Origin of the sequence: Nocardia sp. BSTN01, assembly GCF_015354405.1 — a bacterium.
GTDB lineage: Bacteria > Actinomycetota > Actinomycetes > Mycobacteriales > Mycobacteriaceae > Nocardia.
Map to the genome: position 1 here is coordinate 57314 of NZ_JADKYP010000007.1, position 20447 is coordinate 77760.

Annotated in this window: 18 protein-coding genes; 4 read left to right on the forward strand and 14 right to left on the reverse strand. The window is 65.7% G+C overall.

What is annotated here, in order from left to right:
• The first annotated feature begins 84 nt into the window (after positions 1 to 84).
• Positions 85 to 1161, forward strand: a complete 1077-nt coding sequence (locus IRT45_RS08885) for a hypothetical protein (protein ID WP_194805391.1) — start codon at positions 85 to 87, stop codon at positions 1159 to 1161.
• A 121-nt stretch (positions 1162 to 1282) separates the two neighbouring features.
• On the opposite strand, the gene IRT45_RS37720 is transcribed toward IRT45_RS08885, so the two are convergent.
• The 13 genes from IRT45_RS37720 to IRT45_RS08950 all read right to left on the reverse strand — a co-directional run bounded on the left by IRT45_RS37720 (position 1283) and on the right by IRT45_RS08950 (position 14691).
• Positions 1283 to 1948 carry a PaaI family thioesterase gene (locus tag IRT45_RS37720; RefSeq protein WP_194805392.1) on the reverse strand — a complete coding sequence of 222 codons (666 nt, stop codon included), beginning with the start codon at positions 1946 to 1948 and terminating at the stop codon, positions 1283 to 1285.
• Positions 1945 to 3117 (reverse strand): hypothetical protein, encoded by a 1173-nt coding sequence (locus IRT45_RS08895; protein WP_194805393.1) that lies wholly within the window; start codon positions 3115 to 3117, stop codon positions 1945 to 1947. The genes IRT45_RS37720 and IRT45_RS08895 overlap by 4 nt, the downstream gene beginning before the upstream one ends.
• A gap of 17 nt (positions 3118 to 3134) precedes the next feature.
• Positions 3135 to 4130, reverse strand: a complete 996-nt coding sequence (locus IRT45_RS08900) for a phosphotransferase family protein (protein ID WP_194805394.1) — start codon at positions 4128 to 4130, stop codon at positions 3135 to 3137.
• Between the two features lie 73 nt (positions 4131 to 4203).
• Entirely contained in the window at positions 4204 to 5193 is a 990-nt protein-coding gene (locus IRT45_RS08905; RefSeq protein ID WP_194805395.1) for a hypothetical protein, read from the reverse strand.
• A 105-nt stretch (positions 5194 to 5298) separates the two neighbouring features.
• Positions 5299 to 6333, reverse strand: coding sequence for an alpha/beta fold hydrolase (locus tag IRT45_RS08910; RefSeq protein ID WP_194805396.1), 1035 nt, complete (start codon positions 6331 to 6333; stop codon positions 5299 to 5301).
• 172 nt (positions 6334 to 6505) lie between these two features.
• Positions 6506 to 6709 (reverse strand): hypothetical protein, encoded by a 204-nt coding sequence (locus IRT45_RS08915; protein ID WP_228534038.1) that lies wholly within the window; start codon positions 6707 to 6709, stop codon positions 6506 to 6508.
• A 138-nt stretch (positions 6710 to 6847) separates the two neighbouring features.
• Positions 6848 to 8350 carry a class I adenylate-forming enzyme family protein gene (locus IRT45_RS08920; RefSeq protein ID WP_194805398.1) on the reverse strand — a complete coding sequence of 501 codons (1503 nt, stop codon included), beginning with the start codon at positions 8348 to 8350 and terminating at the stop codon, positions 6848 to 6850.
• A 14-nt stretch (positions 8351 to 8364) separates the two neighbouring features.
• A complete protein-coding gene (locus tag IRT45_RS08925; RefSeq protein WP_194805399.1) occupies positions 8365 to 10848 on the reverse strand; it encodes a CoA transferase in 2484 nt (827 codons plus the stop codon).
• Positions 10835 to 11323, reverse strand: coding sequence for a Zn-ribbon domain-containing OB-fold protein (locus tag IRT45_RS08930; protein WP_194805400.1), 489 nt, complete (start codon positions 11321 to 11323; stop codon positions 10835 to 10837). The genes IRT45_RS08925 and IRT45_RS08930 overlap by 14 nt, the downstream gene beginning before the upstream one ends.
• Positions 11320 to 12498 carry a lipid-transfer protein gene (locus IRT45_RS08935; protein WP_194805401.1) on the reverse strand — a complete coding sequence of 393 codons (1179 nt, stop codon included), beginning with the start codon at positions 12496 to 12498 and terminating at the stop codon, positions 11320 to 11322. Before IRT45_RS08935 ends, IRT45_RS08930 begins: the two co-directional genes overlap by 4 nt.
• Positions 12488 to 13276, reverse strand: coding sequence for an SDR family NAD(P)-dependent oxidoreductase (locus tag IRT45_RS08940; RefSeq protein WP_194805402.1), 789 nt, complete (start codon positions 13274 to 13276; stop codon positions 12488 to 12490). The genes IRT45_RS08935 and IRT45_RS08940 overlap by 11 nt, the downstream gene beginning before the upstream one ends.
• A gap of 16 nt (positions 13277 to 13292) precedes the next feature.
• A complete protein-coding gene (locus IRT45_RS08945; protein ID WP_194805403.1) occupies positions 13293 to 13487 on the reverse strand; it encodes a ferredoxin in 195 nt (64 codons plus the stop codon).
• 10 nt (positions 13488 to 13497) lie between these two features.
• Positions 13498 to 14691, reverse strand: coding sequence for a cytochrome P450 (locus IRT45_RS08950; RefSeq protein ID WP_309240859.1), 1194 nt, complete (start codon positions 14689 to 14691; stop codon positions 13498 to 13500).
• Positions 14692 to 15298: 607 nt separating this feature from the next.
• Here IRT45_RS08950 and IRT45_RS08955 point away from each other — a divergent pair.
• From IRT45_RS08955 to IRT45_RS08965, 3 genes are read left to right on the forward strand one after another with little or no spacing between them, the layout of a single operon-like run.
• Positions 15299 to 16804: an aldehyde dehydrogenase family protein gene (locus tag IRT45_RS08955; protein WP_194805405.1), complete on the forward strand. Its 1506-nt coding sequence runs from the start codon at positions 15299 to 15301 to the stop codon at positions 16802 to 16804.
• A gap of 21 nt (positions 16805 to 16825) precedes the next feature.
• Positions 16826 to 17731 carry a TIGR03619 family F420-dependent LLM class oxidoreductase gene (locus tag IRT45_RS08960; RefSeq protein ID WP_194805406.1) on the forward strand — a complete coding sequence of 302 codons (906 nt, stop codon included), beginning with the start codon at positions 16826 to 16828 and terminating at the stop codon, positions 17729 to 17731.
• A 36-nt stretch (positions 17732 to 17767) separates the two neighbouring features.
• On the forward strand, positions 17768 to 18913 hold the full coding sequence (locus IRT45_RS08965; protein ID WP_194805407.1) for an amidohydrolase family protein: 1146 nt from the start codon (positions 17768 to 17770) through the stop codon (positions 18911 to 18913).
• 79 nt (positions 18914 to 18992) lie between these two features.
• Here IRT45_RS08965 and IRT45_RS08970 read toward each other — a convergent pair whose 3' ends face one another.
• The gene (locus tag IRT45_RS08970) at positions 18993 to 20402 is read right to left on the reverse strand and encodes a FadR/GntR family transcriptional regulator (protein WP_194805408.1); all 1410 of its coding nucleotides are present in this window, start codon (positions 20400 to 20402) and stop codon (positions 18993 to 18995) included.
• Between the last annotated feature and the right edge of the window lie 45 nt (positions 20403 to 20447).

Below are 20447 nucleotides of genomic sequence, written 5' to 3' on the forward strand. Positions count from 1 at the left end.
AGGGGGGTTGTGCGCGGATGGCAAACGACTTACAGTGTTAGCCGAGTTGGTTAACAACGTTAGTTGATTCAACAAGGAGATGTGATGACGACATCACAGGCAAGCATCCCCACTGCTACAGCTCCGGCCGCGAGCGGAAGCGCCGCGGCCCTGCCCTGGCCGATCGCGGGACGTTTTTCCGGCAAGATGATGCTCGGCCCGCACGAGCCGAGCGCCACCGAGATGCTGTCCCACGACGATCTACTCGGTCTGCCCCTGTGGGGCCGGTTCGCCTACGGCAATCTCAAGGACGAGGACGGCGAACTCCAGGAGTGGTTGCGGTTGCTGGCTCCCGGCGCGCATTCCAAGTTCTTCGTGCAGTCGAGCGCGGGTGCCGACACCCTGCGCCTGCAGCACGACCTGTGCGCCGCCGCCGCGACGTCGTATACCGAGCGCGCCGATGACGGCACCGCCGTCTGGACGAAACCAGAAGGAGCCGAAGGCAATTCGTTCGATATGCGCATGGCGCCGGACGGTAGCCGGTTCACCTGGCAGGAGGAGGGAATCCTCGACATCACCGGCGTCCTGCTGGGTCCGGGCCTGCAGTGGTACCTGCCCGACCGGCAGGGCAGCCAGCTGTACGTCTCACAACTCTACGAGGTGTCCGGTACCGCGCTCGGGAAGACAGTCAAGGGCGTCATCGCCTTCGACAAGACCTATCTGCCGGCCGGGCAGAATCTCTACAGCGGTGACGATCCGCTGTTCCGCCCCGACCAGCACCACCGGACGTGGTACACGTGGGCCACCGTGTACACCGACGGCACCTTCGACGGCGGCCATTTCATTCTCGGATCCGACCGAATGGCGATGGCGCTCCTGACGAACGAGCGCGGTGAACTCACGCTGGATACCGACATCACCGGCGAAGTCCGGCTGGCCCCCGACGGCGCCACCGAGCACATCCTCATCCGCACCAGCGCCGGAGCGGAATGGGAATTCTTCCCGGACCCCAAGGGGGCGATGCCCGATATGGACCATGTCGGAATCAACGATGTGGCCACCCCTCAGCGAGAGGGACGCTGGGCACTCGTCGGCGACAAACGAGAGCCCTCGGCCTGGTTCGCCTGGGGCGAAGTGGCGAGCCACGAGAGCACCGACTACATCCGCCACTATCGGCACTGAATTACGGCACGTAATTCGGTATCACGGTAAGAAATTCAGCATGAAAAGAACGTGATGCCCCGTCCTCGGAACGGCGCATCACGTTCTTTCTGTACCGCCATGACGAACACCGAGGGACCGGCTACGCCCGACCGCTCTGTGCCGGCCGGCGATCTCGGTCGTCGGCAGGGTAGATGGGGTCGTCGCGGCGGCCTGCGGCTTTGTGCACGCTGACCGCGGACACCGTCACCCGGCCCTCGTGCCGAATCTCGGCCGAGGTCAACAGCACCCCGCCGGCCGTCCCCGCGGTCTGCGCCCACAGTTCCAGCGCGGGACCGAGCGGAGTGGGCCGGCGGTAGTCGATGGTCAGACTTTTGGTGTAACCCACGTGCCCCGTCGCCAGAACGGCGAGACTGGTGAGTTCGTCGAGTACCGACGCAACCACGCCGCCGTGCACCGACCCCAGCGGGCCCGCGTGAATCGGATCGGCCCGCAGGGTGCCGCGAATGACGTCGCCGTCCGCCCACACCCTCGCCTCACCTGACATGGGGTTCAGATCGCCCAGCACCGGACTGTAGGGAATGGTCCGGCGAAGATCCGCCGGCTCCCACGCCAGCAGCCGGTTGGCCGGTGGCGCAAGCTGTTCGACCGCGTACGGCCCGGACCAGGCATGTGCGTCGAGCAACTCACATGCCTGGCGGCTCAACATGCCCACCTTCTCGGCAACATCCTCGGGCGGGGCTGACACCCGCGCGGAGTTGGCGAGCCGGCCCAGCTCCCTGGCCATCGCCGCGAGGTGAGATTTCACCCCAGCATCTCCTCGGTGATGCCGTAGCGGGGAAGCGCACCGATAGCCCACGGCTCGATCACTCCGTAGCCGACTTCATCGCCGCACACACAGTCCACCGCGATCTCCTCACAGCCGTAGAGCTCATCGAGGACAGCTTTCTCGCGGAGGTCGAGCGCCTCACCGGCGACATCGAGTGCACCTCGGTAACCGCCCTGCCACCAACCACGGAAACCGAAGTAGCCGCCCCCGCGGAAGTAGTAGACGAGATCCTTCCATGAGCAGGTAATCTCGCGCTTGCTTCCGTCCTCCAATCCGACCCTCGCCTGCAGCGAACGTCCTCGGCGGGAATTCGGCCAGAACTCGAAGTCCAGGTCGAGGCTGGTGATCCGTAGCCGCGGCCGATCGGTGCCCGGAAAGACGACGAAGCCTTCGGACACACCGGTACTCGACTGGATCGGACGGCCGTCCGGCCCCTGAGTGAAGGTGGTCGACAGGGCCCAGCTGCCGAAATTGAGATTGATATAGCCGTGCAGCACCCCCTGGCCATGTGCGGGGGCCGGCCGCAAGCCGTCCTCGGGACGTCCCTTCGGGTCGTTGTACCAGAAGGCTCCCGTGTTGGGGATTCCCGTCATCGAGCGAATCCCCCATGAGCGGTCCTTGTAGGCGTAGGTGCGCTCCGGATCCAGACGGTAGGACTTCCCCTCCACGGTCACCTCGCCCGACGCTCGACCGGGCTGGAAGTAGCGAATCGTATGGTTGGTGGTGATTCCCTTCTCCCGCCGTACTCCGGCGCTGCCGACAATGGGCTGGAACTCGCTCTCGAAGGTCACATCGAAGCTGACGCCCAACTCGTTCTCGGCGAGGACGACCCGGTTTTCGGTCGGAGGGGAAATGATCTCCCAGGTCACAGGGCCGACCACAGTGTTGTCGATCTGCGGTCGCAACTCTCGCGAGGCGCGCACGTTCCACTGCCGACCGGGGACGGCGACGCCCGCGAAAGCATCCATGACGTCGCGATTGGTGTATTTGCCGATGCCCACGGCGATCATGACGGTGCCGGAGGTGTCGTAGGCGACGACGTACCCTTTCTCCGTCCAGTTGCGATCGGTGGTCGTCACTTGCTCGAAACTGGAGACGGTTTGATGGCAGAGATACTCGTCGGCGGCGGTGAGAACGATGTCGTTCACGATATTCCTCTCTTCTCTCAGGCGTAGGTGCCCAGCAGGGCGGCGAGTCGTCGGGTCGGGACGTTGTCGGTCAGATAACTTGCCGGGAACGTCAATTCGGGCGGGCTCAGCCGAACGGTCAGCACCAGTAACGCGGCCAGTCGCAGCGCCTGCATGATGCTGTGGAACTCCAGGCACTGCACCGTCCGCGACGTCCGCGACTCGTAGTGGGCAATGGTCTCGTCGGCATCGGGCAGGCCAGGCAGGCGTGGCACATCGTTGAGTTCGGCCACGACTTGATCGACGAGAAGGAAGTAGGCGAGATCGCCTTCCGGCGCCCCGAGGTGGGCCAACTCCCAGTCCAGTACGGATATGACCTCCCCGTCGCGGTACACGATGTTTCCGGGGCGCGCGTCGCCCCAGCACAACACCGTTTCCGCGCTATTCGGCAGATTCTTTCGCAAATAGCCCAGGGCCTCACGCAGAACCGGCAGTGGTCCCATGTCCGCCCAGTCCAGCTGGCTCTCGATGACGTCGAGCATGCGTGTGAGCGCTTCCGTGCCGCCGACACGCGGGCCGAGGCCGGCCGGGAGTTCCACGCCGTCGATACCCACGCTGTGCAATGCCGCCATCGCGTCGACGGCGCCGAACCACATGTCACGGCGCTGGGCGATCGAGGCTTCGAAGAACAATCCGTGCCCGTGAAAACCCGGCCGGAAACCGGAGGCGACCTCGCCGTGGACACGATGCATCAGATACGCGGGCGCACCGAGCACGGCCACGTCGTCGACGAACCAGGCGACCTCCGGCACCGGGACCGGGCTGTCGTGCAGAAACGCCATCACGTCGTACTGCAGACGCAGATCGTAGTCGGGGAACAACCCCACGCTTCCCGGTTGTGCGCGCAGGACCAGCTCGGACGAATATTCTCCGGCACTGTCGCGCCAGGTCAGTTCGGTGAACAGCGAGACGTTCGAGAAGCCGGAGGTAGCCGGCACGAACGGCGACAGCTCGACCGAGGTCGCGTCCGGCATTGTCGCGGCAATCCACCGTTCCAGTGAACTTCGGCGATCTTGCAGGTCGGCAGTCGTGGAATCGCGGGTCATCTCACGCCCTCCGCGACTTGTCCGGCTCCGTACCGTGGGAAGGAGCTATCTCGCCGTAGGCGAACCAGTGGACCGGCGCGCGATCGTCGCCCACGCGGCGCCACCGGCCCTCGGTCTGCGGGTTCGGCATCGGCATGAAGTCGACCATGCGGCCTCGCGGGTCGGGCAGGAACTCCCAGACCTCGCCGGCGGCACGGATTTCGATGCGATCCGGCCAGGTACCGGACTCGTCCAGCGTGACGGACCCGTGGACATCGGTGGTACGCCGAACCGCGCCCGTCTCGTCGCAGAGCAGCATCATCCCCAGCCCGTCGTGGCCGAGCATGAAGTGTCCGGCGTCGAGGGTGCCGTCGGCATACCGGGTCGCCCAGGTGTACCAGGCGACATGAAGCTTTTCGCCGATGAGCAGATCGTTGTCGTAGATACGTCCCCGCATGTACATGTCGTCGGCGCCGAAGAAGCCCCGGACCGGGTGATCGAGGATCGTTCCCTCGACCTCGTAGAGCTGGGAGACGTAGTAGTAGCCGTCCTCACCGTGTGGCAGGTGCCAGTGCAGACCCGGCTCCACCAGTCTTCCGCGCAGGTCCATCACGCCGTGCTCGGACCACCGCGTCTCGGTTGCGTCGACTTCGAATCGGAACGGGTGTCCCTGGGCGCCGGGCGAACTCTCCAGTACCGTCGTTCCCTCTCGGTGGGTCCGGACGAAATCGGTGCACCGTGCCGAGCGCCGGCTCGCTTCGTGTACGCGAAGGTCGTCCGAACCGAGCGTCGTCTGAAGGATGAACCGCTGGCGTCCACCGTCCCCGCTCTCGGGGATACGGAGAACGGTGTAGAGATTTGCCGCGTCGTCGCGAAGCGACCCGTAGAGATAGAGCGCGGACCACGGGAGTCCGAACCAGTCCCGGGCGAGCGCGACCTGAGCCGGATCCGAGGAATGTTCCCCCAGTATCAATTGATAGTGGAAATGTCCGCGCTCGGAAAGTGAGCCCATCGGATCTCCTTCTTGCCAGATTTACCTGCCAGAAAAATTATGAAGAAGATCCGCGGCGTTGAATAGATTTCGAACTGTCACTGTCACTGACAGTTTCTTCCGTGATTATCTGATCCGTCCGGCCCAGGCGAAGACCGCATCCCGGTACGCCGCGTTTCCGGACATGAGATTAAGGATGTGCCCCGCGTCGGGAAGCACATACGTCCGGTAATCAGCCGCCGGGCCGTAGAAGCCCGCCTCACGGGCGCGAAATATGTCGTCATCGACGCAGTCACCCGAATTTCCGCAGAAAACCGAGTCTCGCCGGCCGATCACACCGAGCACCGGAACGCGCAGGTCACGCGTGAGCGGAGTAACGATCGTCAGGAGAGCCTGCGCCGTCATGGCAGCCGGCATCACGCTCTTGGTCGCCTCGTCCGCGTCGACCACAGCGGGTTCGGGCGATGCCGGGGCGTAGAAGGCCGCCTGGCGAGAACCCGGCCGTGTCGTGAGATATCCGGGATCGCGATAGCGCACCCCGAGTTGCGGATCCGCGGTGGCAGGAATGAAGGAGGCCGAACCGAGCGCCGACTGCACCGGATTCACCTCATGACTGAAACCCGTCAGCACCAGGCCGTCCACGTCACCGAACCGGGACGCTTCGAGTACGGCGACCATCGAGCCTTCCGAGTGGCCGACGAGGACAATCCGGCCGGGCCGGTAGGACCCGATCCCCGAACGAACGTATGAGACGACGTCGTGAACAGCGAGAGCTTGTGCGTCACCGCTGATTTCGAGGCTGGGCGGCTCGGCACTGGCGCCCGTTCCCAGGGCATCCAGCGTGAGCGTGGCGAAGCCGGCGGCATTGGCGGCGCGCCGGTAGGAATACCGTTCGGGGTCGACCGGGAAATCCCAATACGTGCTGTCGTAGGTCGCGCCGGGGAGCAGGATCTGCAGAGGACCGCGGGCCACCGCCGGCACGCACACCGTGATGTGCACGAAAGCATCGGCGGCACCGGCGATCGGTGTGGGCACATCCTTCGCCGAGCAGCTCGCGGCACCGGTCGCCGCCGATGGCGGCGCCATCACCACCGCCGCAACGGCGACCACGAATGCCGTCCCCGCTACGCGCAGGGCAGCCGCATTCGTGTGGCGACGCACCGCCGATCCGACACAACGAACAACCGCACCGATTTTCCGCGCCACCGCCGGCCCTTCCGATTCGGTCGAAGCGTCCTCGCTTCGCCCGTTGGTCATTCAAGCTATTTCGGAATTCGGGAGTTGCCGACGCCCGGAAGCAAATGTCTGCGCGCAGGGGTCGACAAATCCTCTGCTAATCGCTCGCCGGAAGCGGCTTGGCCGCTTTGGAAACGACAGCTGCGCCATCGACAGCGATTCCGTACTCGCCGGCCTTGGTCACGAGAAATTCGAAATCCGTGCGACCCTCGACGATGTAACGCTTCCCGATTTTGATATCCGCGTCCGCACCGGATCCGGGAACGAGCCCGGACGCGGGCTGCTGTGCGGCATCGATCATCGGATGTCCGCCGCAGTGCAGCTCCACTTCGGCAGCGGGTGCGCGAACAATGATGATCTCGGTGGCGTCGACTTGGCTACGGAGCCGGCTTCCGGGTTTCATTTTCATGGTTTCTCCTACAGCTGTCGGAATGACAAGTCATTTGGCGTCGGCGGGCTCGGACCGGAGGAGGTCGGCAACCAGCTCGCGCCGGATCACCTTCCCCGTCGGGGTGCAAGGGAGGTCGGCGCGGAAGACCACTTCGTCGGGAGTACGGGAACCACGGAGCCGGGCGCGAACGAAATCTCTCAGCTCGTCGGCCCCGACGTCCCGCAGCGCCACCACGGCGGCGACGATGCGGGCACCCCATTCGTCGTCGGGCAGGCCCACCACGGCGACGTCCTTGACCGCGGGATGCGTGCCCAGCACGTCCTCGATCTCGGCCGGCGCGATGTTCTCACCGCCACGGATGATCGTGTCGTCGGTGCGGCCGGAAATGAACAAGTAGCCCGCCTCGTCCAAGTGGGCGCGATCGCGGGTGTGGAACCAGCCATCGGCGTCCAGCACCGAACCACTACCCAGATATTCGCCCGACACCTGAGCTCCTCGCACCCAGAGCTCACCGATTTCACCGGGCGCGAGTGCGGCGCCGGTCGCATCACGAATCTGTCCCTCGACACCCGGGACCAACCGGCCCGCGGAATGCAGCCGAGCTCGGACAGCCGGATCGGTCGATGCCAAGGCCTCGCGGTGATCATCGGGCCCCAGTACCGCGATCGTCGAGCTGGTCTCAGTCAACCCGTACGCGTTCGTGAACGCGACCTGGGGGAAGAGCGAGAGCGCCTGCTCCAGCACCCGCTGCGGCATGCGGGCTCCTCCGTAGGCAATGGATCGCAGCGAGGACAGATCCACCGGTACCTCGCCCAGGTGATCGACGATGCGCGCGAGCATCGTCGGAACCAGCATCGTCTGGGTGATCCGCTCCCCGGCTACGATCTCGATCCACTCGGCCGGGTCGAAGTTCGGCAGATACACCGTCCGCCGCCCCGCGAACGCGTTGGTGAGCACGGTGCCCACGCCGGCGATGTGATACGGCGGAACGCTGATCAATGCGGCGTCGGTGGGCTCGGCCGACGCGAATTCGACGGTCTGCAGCACATACGACACCAAATGCTCGTGCCGCAGCACCGCACCCTTGGGCTCGGACGTCGTCCCGCTGGTGTAGAGCACGACGGCAGGATGTTCGTCATCGACATCACGAGGGGGAATCGGGTCGGTCGCACAGGCGCTCAGCCATTCCCGGGTTGTCGTCACGACTCCCGGCACGGAGTCCAGGACGTCGAGGTACTGCTCGTCCACGATGAGATACGGCCGCCGGCCCAGTCCGGCCGCCAGCCGAGTCAGCTGCGGCCCGGACAACCGATAGTTCAGCGGCGTGAACGGCAAGCCCGCCGCGGCCGCCGCGAACAACGACACCGGAAAGCCGCGCCCGCCGACACCGATGTAGCCGACCGCATCGACCCCGGCGGCCGCCAGCACCGCGGCCCCGCCGCCCGCGAGCCCGGCCAAATCCTGGGCCGTGGTCGCCGTATCGCCCGCCCCGATCAGCACTCGGTCGGGCATCGTGGAGGCAGCGGCCTCCAACAGCATCGAAATACCCATCACGTCTCCCGAAGTCAGCTTCGCTCGCGTTGAGCGTGGAATGGATTGCCCGGTACCTCGGTGCCCACAACCCCTTCGGCCGTCAGACGCTGCAAATCCGCGACGGAGCGACCGAGCAGGCCGACGACCAGCTCTTCGTTGTGTTCGCCCAGCAGGGGCGCATGGCGGCGGTGGTGCCGGTGCGGGCCCGCGCCGAACCGAGTGGGAAATCGCAGCAGGGTGGCTTCGCCGGTGACGGGGTGCGCGACAGTCTCGAACGTGCCCCGCTCGGCGAACGCCGGTGATTTCTCCTGCTCATGTCCCTGCAGGACGACTCCCACGGGCACGCCTTGCCGCCAGAGCTGCTCGACGATGTCTGCGGCACTGCGCGCGCTACACCACTCCCCCAGGCGGACGTCGAGCAGATCGTGCGCGTCGCGACGTCCCTGCGCCGAATCGAGGTGTGGGTCGGCCGCCCAGGCGGGCTCACCCAATGCGGTGCGCAGGCCGCGCCAGTGCGCGTCGCTTTCCACGGCGACAGCGACCCACCGGTCCTGCTTTCCGAGGTCGTTCGTGTCCGCGGACAGATACAGATTCTGCGGAGCACCGGTCACGCCCCGATTCCCGGTGCGGCAGATCAGGTTTCCGTACGCCGAGAACTCGACGATCTGCTCGGCCGCGATGCCGAGCGCGCCGGCCACCATCGGCACCTCGAGCAACATTCCGGAACCGGTCCGGCGACGATGTTCGAGGGCGAGCAGCAGCGCCGCGGTCGCATGCATTCCGGCGATAGGGTCACAGGGACCGTTCGGCAGTTCGGCGACGCCGTCCGGTGAACCGGTTACCCAGGCCATTCCGGAAACCTGCTCCATCGTCTGCGCGTATCCGGTCCAGTCGCGCCAGGGCCCCGTCAGCCCGAAGGCCGGAGCGCGCAGCATGATCAGATCGGGTCTGCCGATGCTGTCGTATCCGAGCCCCCACCCTTCCATGACCCGTGGCGAGAAGTTGTCGAGCACCACGTCGCACTGCGCGATCAGATCTCGGACCAGCTCGCGTCCCGCCTCGGTGCCGAGGTCTACCGCCAGATCGCGCTTGTTGCTGTTGGTCGCCTGGTAGAGCGGCGCCCACTCCCACCACGACGGTGTCTGCATCGACCGGGTCGTGTGATGGCGCATGGCGTCGGGCCGGGTGGGCGACTCGATATGAATGACGTCGGCTCCGAGCATGGCCAGATACTGGCCGATCACCGGCCCGGCCCAGAAGGCCGTGAAGTCCGCGATGCGGATGCCCTCCAACGGCAGAACGGCCTTCCCGACGCCGGCGAGCGCGCTCGGCGGCGGTACCACGCTCGCGTTGATCTTTCCGACCGTGCCGTTGTGTTCACCCAGGCGTGGGGCAGCACCGCGGTCCTGCGGTCCGACCTCGCCGTGCATTCGATACGGTGCGGTCGGCTGCAGGAATCCGGCCACCGGATTCCGTTCGAAGAATCCACCTTCGGCGAAGTGATCGAATTGCGGCGTCTGTTCCCCATTGCCGATCGGAGCGACGGGGATCCGCAATTCGCTGGCGGCTTCCAGAACTTCGGCCGTCGTATGGCGAGACGTCCAGTCCCGCACCGCGGTCACGATTTCGTCCCGTCGTTCCTGCCGTGCCGCGTACTTGACGAGCGACTCGTCGTCCATCCAGTCGAAGCGTTCGATCAGGATGCAGAAGTTCTGCCACTGCTGGCCGGTGGCGACCATGAACCCCACCCAGCCGTCCTTCGTCGGCTCGATACACGGGATGTTCGTCGCTCGTTCGGCCCGGAAGGGGTGCCCCGCCATCTTGTAGAAGGTCGTCGGGTGCATCGAGGAGTTCATCAGGGCCAGGGTGTCGTGCATGGACACGTCGACCAGGTCTCCGCCGCCGCCGAGCATGGCGCGGCGATGTGCCGCCAATGCCGCGATCGCCGCCATGAGCCCGGTCGTCCACTCTCCGGTTCGCCCGCCCACGGACGTCGGCGGGCGATCGATGTCCCCGCGGTCACCGACGGCGCCCGCCCATGCCTGCACGGTGAACTCGGTGGCGGCCCGTCCCGCCCACGGACTGTCGAGCCCGAACGGCGAGACGGCGACGACGACCGCGTTCGGGTATCGGCTGCGCAACGCCGACGGCTCGTAGTCGGCCGATCCCGCCAGGGGTGAATCCGTCGACCAGACAATGACACTCGCGACATCCAGCAGGGCCGACAGATCGTTGGCACCTGCCCCCGATGCCGGGTCGATGGCGACACTCGACGCGCCCCCGGCGAGGTACTCGAACAGCGCACCGTGCTCCCCCTCGGGGATGGAAGCACGCGACGCCGACCACCGTCGCAACGGATCGCCGCCCGGCCCTTCGACGCGCACGACGCGCGCCCCGCCGTCCATCAGGATGCGGCTGCAGTAACCACCGGTTATCCCGTAACTGAGATCGACCACCAGGAAGGGCGCGAGCGGAGTTCCACCGGCCCGTTCCCCACTCGAATCAAACGTTTGCATCGTCACCTTCATTCTTCCGGGTCGGCAGTGCCGCCTCAGCGCCACCGCCGACGTCCGGGATCCACACCGGCAGTACGACATTCGGTCCGATTTCCCGGAACGCGACGCGCACGGGATCGCCGATGGAGATGTCGCCTGCCGTCAGGCTGCCGAGTCGCGCATCCGCGGCCGGCAGCACATTGCCCACCATCCGAAGGTGGCTACCCTCGGCCAGTTCGACGACCGCCACCGGGAACGGCGTTTCCTCGGCATAACCGGGCAGTGTCGGACCGTGTGCGATGACGAAGGACCACACCGTGGCAGCGCCGCTGACGGCGGTCCATTCGAATTCGCCACTGCGGCAATCGGAACATCGCACGGCGGGTGGGAACCGCCACCGGCTGCACGCGGTGCACCGCTGGACCACCAGGTGTCCCTCACGGGCGGCTGTCCAGAAGGGCGCGGTGTCGACGTCGTCGACGACGGGAAGAATCATGGCTTCCCTCCACGAAGCAACAGGGCGCTGGTAGGCACGACGTCCGAACTACTGACAAACGACCATTCGGCACCAGCGACCTGGGCATTCGATGTGCCGCGCGCCTGATGCACCGCTTCGGCGATCAGATTGAAACCGTGCACATATCCCTCGGAAAGGCTTCCCCCGCTGGTGTTGACCGGTAGCACTCCACCAGGTCCCAGTCCCCCGTCCTTCACGAATGCCGCCGCCTCCCCGCGACCGCAGAAGCCGTACGCCTCCAGAGAGAACAGAATCAACGGAGTGAAGGCGTCGTAGATCTGGGCGACGTCGACATCGGCGGGCCCGATCTCGGCCTGCGGCCACAGCCGCTCTGCGCAGGCGACCGCCGGAGTCCGGAACGTGTCTTCGGCGAAGAACTGCCGCATCATCAGATGGCCGTCACTGATGCCCTGTGCGTACGCATGGACGTATACGGGTGGTTGCGGCAGGTCGGCGGCACGCTCGGCAGAGGTGAGGACCACGGCGACCGCGCCGTCGGTCTCCAGGCAATTGTCATAGAGACACAAGGGATCGCTGATCATGCGTGCCGCGAAGTAGTCCTCGCGCGTCACCTCCCGATCCGCCATCTGGGCAGCCGGGTTGCGGTGGCCGTATCCGCGAATCGCGAGCGCGACGTCGGCGAGGGCTTCACGGGTGGCACCCGTCTCGTACATGTAGCGGCGAACCATCATCGCCACCTCGTCGACCGGCCGAATCACCCCCGGCGGCACGACGAAGGCACCGATGCCGCTCACCTCGGGGGTGGTCTGCGCCCACACTCGGCTCTGGCGTGAACCCCGCTTCCGCGACCGCCACGCGACCACCACCTCGGCCGAACCGGTGGCAATGGCGGACGCGGCCAATCCCACGGTGGCACAGCCACCGCCGCCGCCGGCCGGTGTGCGGGCGAACCAGCCGATATCGGCCATACCGAGCGCTCGGGCGAGTTCGTCCTCACCCACGTGCTCCATCGAAAAGGAGCTCAGCCCGTCGACCTCGGCGGGGTCGATCCCGGCATCGTTCAGCGCGCTCAGCACCGCTTGCGCCGCCAGCTGGTGTTCACTGCCGGGCAGCGACCGCGCGAAGCCGGTCGAACCGACCCCTACGATCGCGGCCCGATCCTGCAGCCAACCTGGCGTGGATTCACGCTTCATGGCCGCCGTCGACCGGCAGTACAGCACCGTTGACGAAACCGGAACCGTTGCTCAGCAACCACACAGCGGCCCTGGCGATATCGTCGGGCTGGGCCAGGCGCCCGAGCGGAATCCTCGCGGTCGCGACCTTCACGTACTCCTCGGGGAGTTCGGCGAAGTTGGTGTAGGTGGGTGACGGGCAGACCGCGTTCACGCGGATACCGTGCGGTCCCCACTCCCGGGCCGCGGTCCGGACGAGATTGACGGCCGCGGCCTTGGACGCCGAGTACACCGCGGTACCGGCGCCGGACCGCAGCGCGGCGATGGAGGCGGTGACGACGATCGAACCGCCGTCACCCTGCTTCAGCATCTGCGCCGCGGTCTTCTTCAGCCCGTGAAACGTCCCCAGGACATTGACGCCCATGGTGCGCTCCCAGTTGTCCAGGGAGGCGTCGAGCAACGGGCCTGCCGCGCCGAGAATCCCTGCGTTACTGTAGAAGTGGTCGATCCGGCCGAACGTGGACAACGCCGCGTCCACATACGCGTCGGCTCCTTCCTCGGTCGCCACGTCCGATCGGACGGCGACGGCCCGACCCTTGGGGAGCGACTTCGCCAGCACCTCCGCGGATTCGACGTCCAGGTCCGCGAGGACGACCTGGGCGCCCGCCTCGCTGAGCCGCACGGCCGCAGCCTTGCCGATACCGCTGCCGGCACCGGTCACCACGGCGACACGATCCTGGAAGGTGTGCAGATCGGCCCACGCGACGCTGTCGCCGGAGGCCGGGTTGACAATGCTCATCGTCGGTTTCCTGTTCTCAGCTGTTTTCCAGCCGCAAAGCTTGTTTGGGACAACTACGGATCGCGTGTTCGGCGGCCGGGTGCTGCGCCGGCGCGAGTTCGTCCACGACCACATGGGCAAGCTCGTCGTCACCGATCTCGATGAGGTCGGGCGCGGCTGCCACACAGAGCGAATGGCCTTCACACCGGTCGTAATCGACGCTGAATTTCACCGGGCCCTCCTCAGGCAGGTACTACTTCGATTTCCACGCTGGTCGGGCCACGGAGAATGAAGTCCTCCACCCAGATCAGGGAGCGCTCGGTATCCCTGACGAACCACCGGGTACGACCGATCAGCTCTTCCAGCACGACTCGGGCCTCCATGCGAGCCAGGTTGGCGCCCAGGCAGTAGTGCTCACCGAAACCGAAGGCCGCGTGCTGATTCGGCCAGCGCGTGATGTCGTAGCGAGTCGGATCCTCGAAATGACGAGCATCGAGATTCGCGGCCTGCAACCAGGCCAGCCCGGTGGCGCCTTCGGGAATTACGGTGTCTCCCAACTCGATAGGCCGCGTGCTGACCCGCGGCCTCGCTTGCAGCGGCGAGGAGAAGCGCACGGTCTCCTCGATGGCCGTTTTCGTGAGTTTGGGCTGTTCACGAAGCAGCCGCTGCTGGTCCGGGAATTTGTCCAGGAAGTAGGCCAGGGCGCCGAGCAGGTGGGTCGTGGTGTTCTGGCCGGCGCCCAGCTGTTCGAACAGCAGCGCCCCGATGTCCAGGCGCAGTTCGAACTCCTCCGGCGGCAGCGCGGCCAGATCGCTGATCAGGTCGTCCTGCGGATTGCGGCGGCGCTCCGCGACGAGCTCGGTGAACAGATCGTGCACCGCGGCCGCCTCGGCGGGCTCGACACCACCCATGTACAGAACCGGGCCCGCGTCCTTCTCGTCCGGCACGATCCGGCCCAGGGATGCCTCGCGGCGCGCCCGTGTTATCGACCGGATCAGTTTCTCGGATTCCGGTGGGATGCCGAGCAATTGCGAGATCACGGTCGTGGTGAGCGGTTCGGCCAGATCCGTCGTGATATCGAACGTGCCTTTCGCCAGGCAATCCTCGAGCAGGTCCTGGCAGACCTTCCGGATCCGCTCCTCCATCGCGGCGATCCGCGTCGGCCGGTACGCATGGCTGAAGCGTTTGCGAACCTCGACATGCAGCGGCGGTTCGGACGTCAGGAGCCGGATGACACGCTGGTCCGGCGGGACCAGATCGAGGCGCTTGGCGGTCGACCACAGGTCGCAGGCGCGCAGAAAGTCCTGGACCTCGGTGTGCCCGCAAAAATGCCAGACGTCGGCGTTCCGGTCGTAGGCCAACGGCCGATCCGCAGCCATCGCGATGAACCATGGGTGCGGATCCTCGTGACCGGTGGTCGTCCACGGAGGGTTCACTCCCGGTGGGTACGGGTCGGGAACACATGTCGTCGCGTTCATAGCTGAGAACTTTCTTGATCAGGGACCGCCGTTTCGCCGGGACCGGTCCCGGGACGACGACGTCCACAGATAGCTCAATAGAGTTGGTGCCATTTAGTTCCACCGCTGCACCGCCGACCCACCCTCCGACAATGATCGGCAGCGAGCACCGGCCGTACAGCAGCCCGGCAGCCAGCAGCAGGCCAACGGTTGCCTTCGTCACGTTAGCGTGCGATCCATCAATTGTCACCCACTGATTCTCGACGCTCGCCGCGCAGGTCCACGCGATAGTCAGCCGAAAGACAGCGTAGTTCGCTCAATGTCTCCGACATATAAGCGGCTCAGCGGCGTCGGAGGCCGGCAGTCGAGACACCCCGATCCGCGCCAGCGATCCCCGCACCGGCATACCGTCGGGGGACAAAGAGTCGCAACGGTTGAAGAATGGCGCAGGTCACAGCGTTGCGGCCATATTCAGTAGGTGTCATTAACGCGAAACCGTTGCGTGACCACCCTGCGGTCTGCGATGCTTTTTCCTACCGTCGGCAGGTCCGAAGTCGGCGAAGCGAACGGTTCGAGGGAGTACCGCATGACTGCTGCTGCACAGGGACGGGTCGTCACCGGCGAGGCCCGGCTACTCGTCGACGGGGCACTCGTCGACTCGGCTGCAGGTGCGATGTATCCCAATCTCGATCCCGCGACCGAGGAAACACTCGGGCTCGTCGCCGATGGCGCTGTCGAAGACGCACACACCGCGGTGACGGCCGCCCGACGAGCCTTCGAGAGAGGCGGATGGGCAGACGATCCCGAATTCCGAGCCAGATGCCTCCGCCAGCTTCACCGCGCACTATCGGAGAACTCGCAACTATTCCGGCGCATCGACACCGCCGAAGCCGGTCGGCCGTTCGCGGCAACGGCCGGCTCGATCGACGCCTACTTACCCGAAATCGACTGGTACGCAGAACAAGCCGAGCAGTACCCGTGGGAGCAGCCACGCGGCGACAGCGAATCCCACGGCGCGCGCCACCGTCGTAGCGTCCACCGCGAGCCGATCGGCGTGACGGCGGCGATCACGACGTGGAACTGCGGGTTCTTTCTGAACCTCACCAAAATGTGCGCGGCGCTGGCCGCCGGCAATACCGTCGTGCTCAAGCCCGCACCGGAGACCCCTTGGCAGGCAACGACACTCGGCCGCCTGATCGTCGAACGCACAGAAATACCGCCGGGTGTCGTCAATATCGTCACCGGCACATCACCGGCGGTGGCGCGCGAACTCACCACGCACCGAGACGTCGACCTGGTGACCTTCACCGGATCGACGGATGTCGGCCGCAAGATCATGGCGCAAGCCGCACCCACCCTGAAACGGCTCACTTTGGAGCTGGGCGGTAAATCTGCCGCAATCGTCATGCCGGACGCGGATCTGGACTTCGCCGTCGCACTGGTCACGCGAATTCTGTGCACGAACGCCGGCCAGACCTGCGCTGCGGCTACGCGGCTCCTGCTGCCGAAATCTCGCTACGCGGAAGGTGTCGAGGCGGCGACGAGCGCACTCGCCGCGATACATCCCGGTGATCCGTGGGATCCGGCAACCGGTCAGGGGCCACAGATCAGCGCGGCGCAGCACAAGCGCGTACTCGACTATCTCGAGGTGGGACGCGCGGAGGGCCTGCGCCTCACCACCGGCGGCAAGCGCCCACCCCATCTCGACCGCGGATGGTTCGTCGAGCCGACCGTATTCGCCGACGTACCACCGCAATCGCGGCTGTTCCGAGAGGAGATCTTCGGGCCGGTCCTGGTCGTCACACCGTACGACGACAGCGCGGGCCGGGTCGACGAGGCGATTCGACTGGCGAACGACTCCGAATACGGCCTGCACGCCTCCGTCTTCGGCACCGACATCGAGCGGGCCACCACGGTCGCGCGACAGCTGCGGGTCGGATCCGTTTCGGTCAACGGAGCCAACTTCTTCGGCGTCGACGTCCCCTTCGGCGGCTACAAACAGAGCGGGATCGGTCGGGAGCGCGGCGTGGAGGGCTTCGAAGAATTCCTCGAAACCAAAACCATCGCAGTGCCGGCACCACCGTCTGCCTGATATCTCCAGCAAGGGAGCACCATGTCCGCGGCCACCCGCACCCCCACCGTGGGAATTACCATCCCCTTTTTCGATCACCAGTCCGATTACGCCACCATTCTCGAGGTCGCGCGCCGCAGTGAGGAATGCGGCTACGACTCGGTGTGGATGGCCGACCATCTCAGCCGGCCGTCACCGCAGGGTGGTAGTCGCTGGTTCGATGTCGTGACGTTGTTGTCCAATATCGCCGCGCACTGCCCGCGCATCGCGATCGGCACCGACATTCTCGTCGTGCCGTACCGCCACCCGATCCTCGCCGCCAAGATGCTCGCCACTCTCGACGTGGTATCCGGCGGCAGACTCACCGTAGGTACCGGCGTCGGTTATATCGAGGAGGAATTCGAGGATCTCGGCGGGCCTTTCGCCGAGCGCGGTCCGTACACGACCGAATGCATCCAGATCTGGAAGAAGATCTGGGCGGGTGGAACGATCAGCCACCGCGGAAAGTTCTTCGAATTCGACGGCGTGGTATCCGATCACGTCCCGGTCCAACGCCCGGGGCCCCCGGTCTGGATCGGCGGATCCGTCCCCGCCACACTGCGTCGCGTCGTCGAAGTGGGCGACGGGTGGCATCCGATTTTCCTGCCGCTGGACCAGGTGGAATCGAAGACCCGGCAACTGAAGGACATGGCCGATCGCGCCGGACGCACACAGCCGATCACGCTGTCCTACAGCGCCGGATTCGGCTCGGTCGGCCCCGATTCCGCCAGTTCGGCCGACCGAGCTCCGCTCACGGGGCCGATCGACGACGTGCGGCGAGACATCGACCGGCTCATCGAGCTCGGCTTCACCAACATCGTTTTCCGCTTCGGCTCCACATCGGCGTCGAACGAGCATGTCCTGCGGCAGATCGAACTGGTCGCCGAGCACATTCTTCCCCGGCTCTGACTCGTTCGAATATTCAATACATCGGAGGTAAAGATAATGGCACTCGATCCGTCCGTTTCCATCATCTCGGTGGACGATCACATCGTGGAAACAGCCGCCGTCTGGCAGGACCGTCTCCCTGCCCGCTACCGCGACGCGGGACCCCGAATCGTGGAACGAGGTCCCCGCGAGCTGGCATGGAGCTACCAGGGTCAGATTTATCCACTGCTGTTCCAGGGCAACAAGCACACTCGTAAATTCCGCGATGGCGAGACGGGCCGCGGCGCCGACCTGTTCGCGCGGCACTACGACGACATGATCGAAGCGGCATACGACATCGACGCCCGGGTCGCCGCCATGGACGTGGACGGCGTCCAGGCGCAGCTACTGTTCCCGACATTCCCTCGCTTCGCGGGTACGCAGTTCATTCAGGGAAGCGACCGCGATATCGCGCTGGCCAGTGTCCAGGCGTGGAACGACTGGATGCTCGACGAGGTGTGCACACGCCATCCGGGGCGTTTCATCCCGCAGGTCATTCTTCCGCTGTGGGACGTCGAGCTCGCCACGACCGAGCTGCGGCGGACCGCTGCGAAAGGCGCCCGGTCGGTGGCGTTCTGCGAAAATCCGTCGCCGTTCGGCCTGCCGTCCCTGGCCAGCGGGCAATGGGCCCCGCTTTTCGCTGCCGCGGAAGAGACCGAGATCGTCCTGTCGATGCACATCGGCACCTCGGGCTCGCTGCCCAAGTGGTCGCCGGAAACACCCGACAGTGTCGGTATCGCCCTGTGTGGCGTGAATTCGATGCTCGTTCTGGGCGAGCTCACACTCACCAACGCGATCCTCGCCTTCCCCAACTTGAAAATCGCGCTGTCCGAAGGCGGCGCCGGTTGGCTGCCCTACGTATTGGAGCGGCTGGATTACACGTGGGAACGAAGCCGGTACGAGGGTGTTCAGCTGGAAATGAAGCCCAGCGAGATCTACCGCCGTAATTTCTGGACCTGCATCATCTCCGATGAAGCCGCTATCCGGGCACGGGACGTGATCGGTGTCGACAAACTCATGCTGGAAACCGACTTCCCGCACAATGATTCCAACTATCCGCACAGCCGTAAGGTCATCACCGACATGCTTGCCGGCGTCCCGGACCACGAGGCACGGCAGATCGCCGAGACCAACGCGCGGACGCTGTACCGGTTCCCGGCCTGACCGCGAGTCCCCAGCCCAGAGAAGCCGGTAGCGACGAATCGCTACCGGCTTCTTTTACTTCCAAGATCAGGACGCCGCCTCACCGGTGGATGTTCAGCGGCAGATGTTCGATATGGTCTCGCATCAGAATTCGCGCGAGGGGTCCGTTACCCGCCATGATCGCGGCCACGATTCGGCGGTGCTCGTCGACCGTCGACTCTTGATAGCGAGATTCGCGGAACTCAGGATCATCGACGTGACGCGACCAGAGGTGCCGCACAATTCCGAGGAACAGTGCCAATATCGGGTTCCCGGAAAGTTCCGCGAGCTCGATATGCACATCGTGCGCGAATTTGCCGACCTTGACGTCCTCCGACTGCCTGACGTCGGCGGTGGCGGCGAGTTCTTGCGTCACGGTATCTTCCCGGTGCCGTTCTACGGCGGCCGCAACACATGCGAGTTCCAAGGCCGTACGTACCGTCACGACGTCTGCCGCGGTCACGGCCTCGTAGTCGAGATATATGGCCATCGTCTCGAGAATCGGCGCCGGGTCGGCGTCGACGACCACCAGGCCACCGCCGGGACCGAGACGCATCCGGGCAACGGAGTGATACTCGACAATTCGCAGAGCTTCCCGCAACACCGCTTTGCTGACGTCGATCCGCGACGCCAGGGAAGCCTCCGATCCGACGAGAGTTCCCGCCGGCGCGCGCGAGTCGATGATCTCCTCGATCAGCCGGTGCGCGATGTTCTCCGCCAGCTTGCTGTCGTGTCCGGCCCCGAGAATCTGCCGGAACGGCGTGCTCACCGCCGTCTCGCCGCCGAGCTGGTCCCCCGCCCTGACAGCAGTGCGCAAGCCGGTCAGCTGAGCGGCGACCAGGTATTCGGCACGGCCCGCCTCACCCGCGGCTACCGCGTCACGGATCGCCGCGGCGGCGAAGCCGCCGTCGACACCGGTGCGGGAGCAGTCGGCTGCCTCACCGGTGAGCGCGACCAGCACATCGACGAACAAGGCCAAGACAGGATTGCCGCACAAGGAAGCCAGGAGTCTGTGCAGCTCCGGGGTGCACTTCTCCTCGCCGTACGCCCAGCCGGACTCGGCCGCTGTCAGTGCGGCCAAGCCCTGCTCGGTCAGATTTTGGGCAGCCAGCCGCGCGGCGAGCGGTTCCAGAACCAGTCGCGCGTCGAGCACATGACTCACGGTCGCACCGACGTGGTCGAGATAGACCGCCATCGCTCGAATAGCGGGCCCGACGGCCGGCGCGGTGACGACGAGACCACCGGCAGGGCCACGGCGCATCACCGCCACCTCATGATGCTCCACCAGGCGCACCGCCTCGCGTAATACCTCGCGGCTGACGCCGTACCGCTCGCGCAGTTCGGCCTCCGACCCGAAAACCGTGCCGACCGGCCACCCCGCGTCCGCGATATCGGACTCTATCGTGCGAGCAAGCTGCGCAGCTCGCGCTCGCGATCGAACGGAGTCGAACTCTTCGCTGGTTAGAGTCACGGCTTCCTCTGTCATTCCCCAAGGCACCACCGCTCCCGGCGTCCC

What these genes read in the sequence shown, in the direction of transcription:
- IRT45_RS08885 (WP_194805391.1), top strand. Translation starts at nt 85, where the DNA reads ATGACGACATCACAGGCAAGCATCCCCACTGCTACAGCTCCGGCCGCG.
- IRT45_RS08900 (WP_194805394.1), bottom strand. Translation starts at nt 4,130, where the DNA reads ATGCCGGACGCGACCTCGGTCGAGCTGTCGCCGTTCGTGCCGGCTACC.
- IRT45_RS08905 (WP_194805395.1), bottom strand. Translation starts at nt 5,193, where the DNA reads ATGGGCTCACTTTCCGAGCGCGGACATTTCCACTATCAATTGATACTG.
- IRT45_RS08915 (WP_228534038.1), bottom strand. Translation starts at nt 6,709, where the DNA reads ATGATCGATGCCGCACAGCAGCCCGCGTCCGGGCTCGTTCCCGGATCC.
- IRT45_RS08920 (WP_194805398.1), bottom strand. Translation starts at nt 8,350, where the DNA reads ATGGGTATTTCGATGCTGTTGGAGGCCGCTGCCTCCACGATGCCCGAC.
- IRT45_RS08925 (WP_194805399.1), bottom strand. Translation starts at nt 10,848, where the DNA reads ATGCAAACGTTTGATTCGAGTGGGGAACGGGCCGGTGGAACTCCGCTC.
- IRT45_RS08930 (WP_194805400.1), bottom strand. Translation starts at nt 11,323, where the DNA reads ATGATTCTTCCCGTCGTCGACGACGTCGACACCGCGCCCTTCTGGACA.
- IRT45_RS08935 (WP_194805401.1), bottom strand. Translation starts at nt 12,498, where the DNA reads ATGAAGCGTGAATCCACGCCAGGTTGGCTGCAGGATCGGGCCGCGATC.
- IRT45_RS08940 (WP_194805402.1), bottom strand. Translation starts at nt 13,276, where the DNA reads ATGAGCATTGTCAACCCGGCCTCCGGCGACAGCGTCGCGTGGGCCGAT.
- IRT45_RS08955 (WP_194805405.1), top strand. Translation starts at nt 15,299, where the DNA reads ATGACTGCTGCTGCACAGGGACGGGTCGTCACCGGCGAGGCCCGGCTA.
- IRT45_RS08960 (WP_194805406.1), top strand. Translation starts at nt 16,826, where the DNA reads ATGTCCGCGGCCACCCGCACCCCCACCGTGGGAATTACCATCCCCTTT.
- IRT45_RS08965 (WP_194805407.1), top strand. Translation starts at nt 17,768, where the DNA reads ATGGCACTCGATCCGTCCGTTTCCATCATCTCGGTGGACGATCACATC.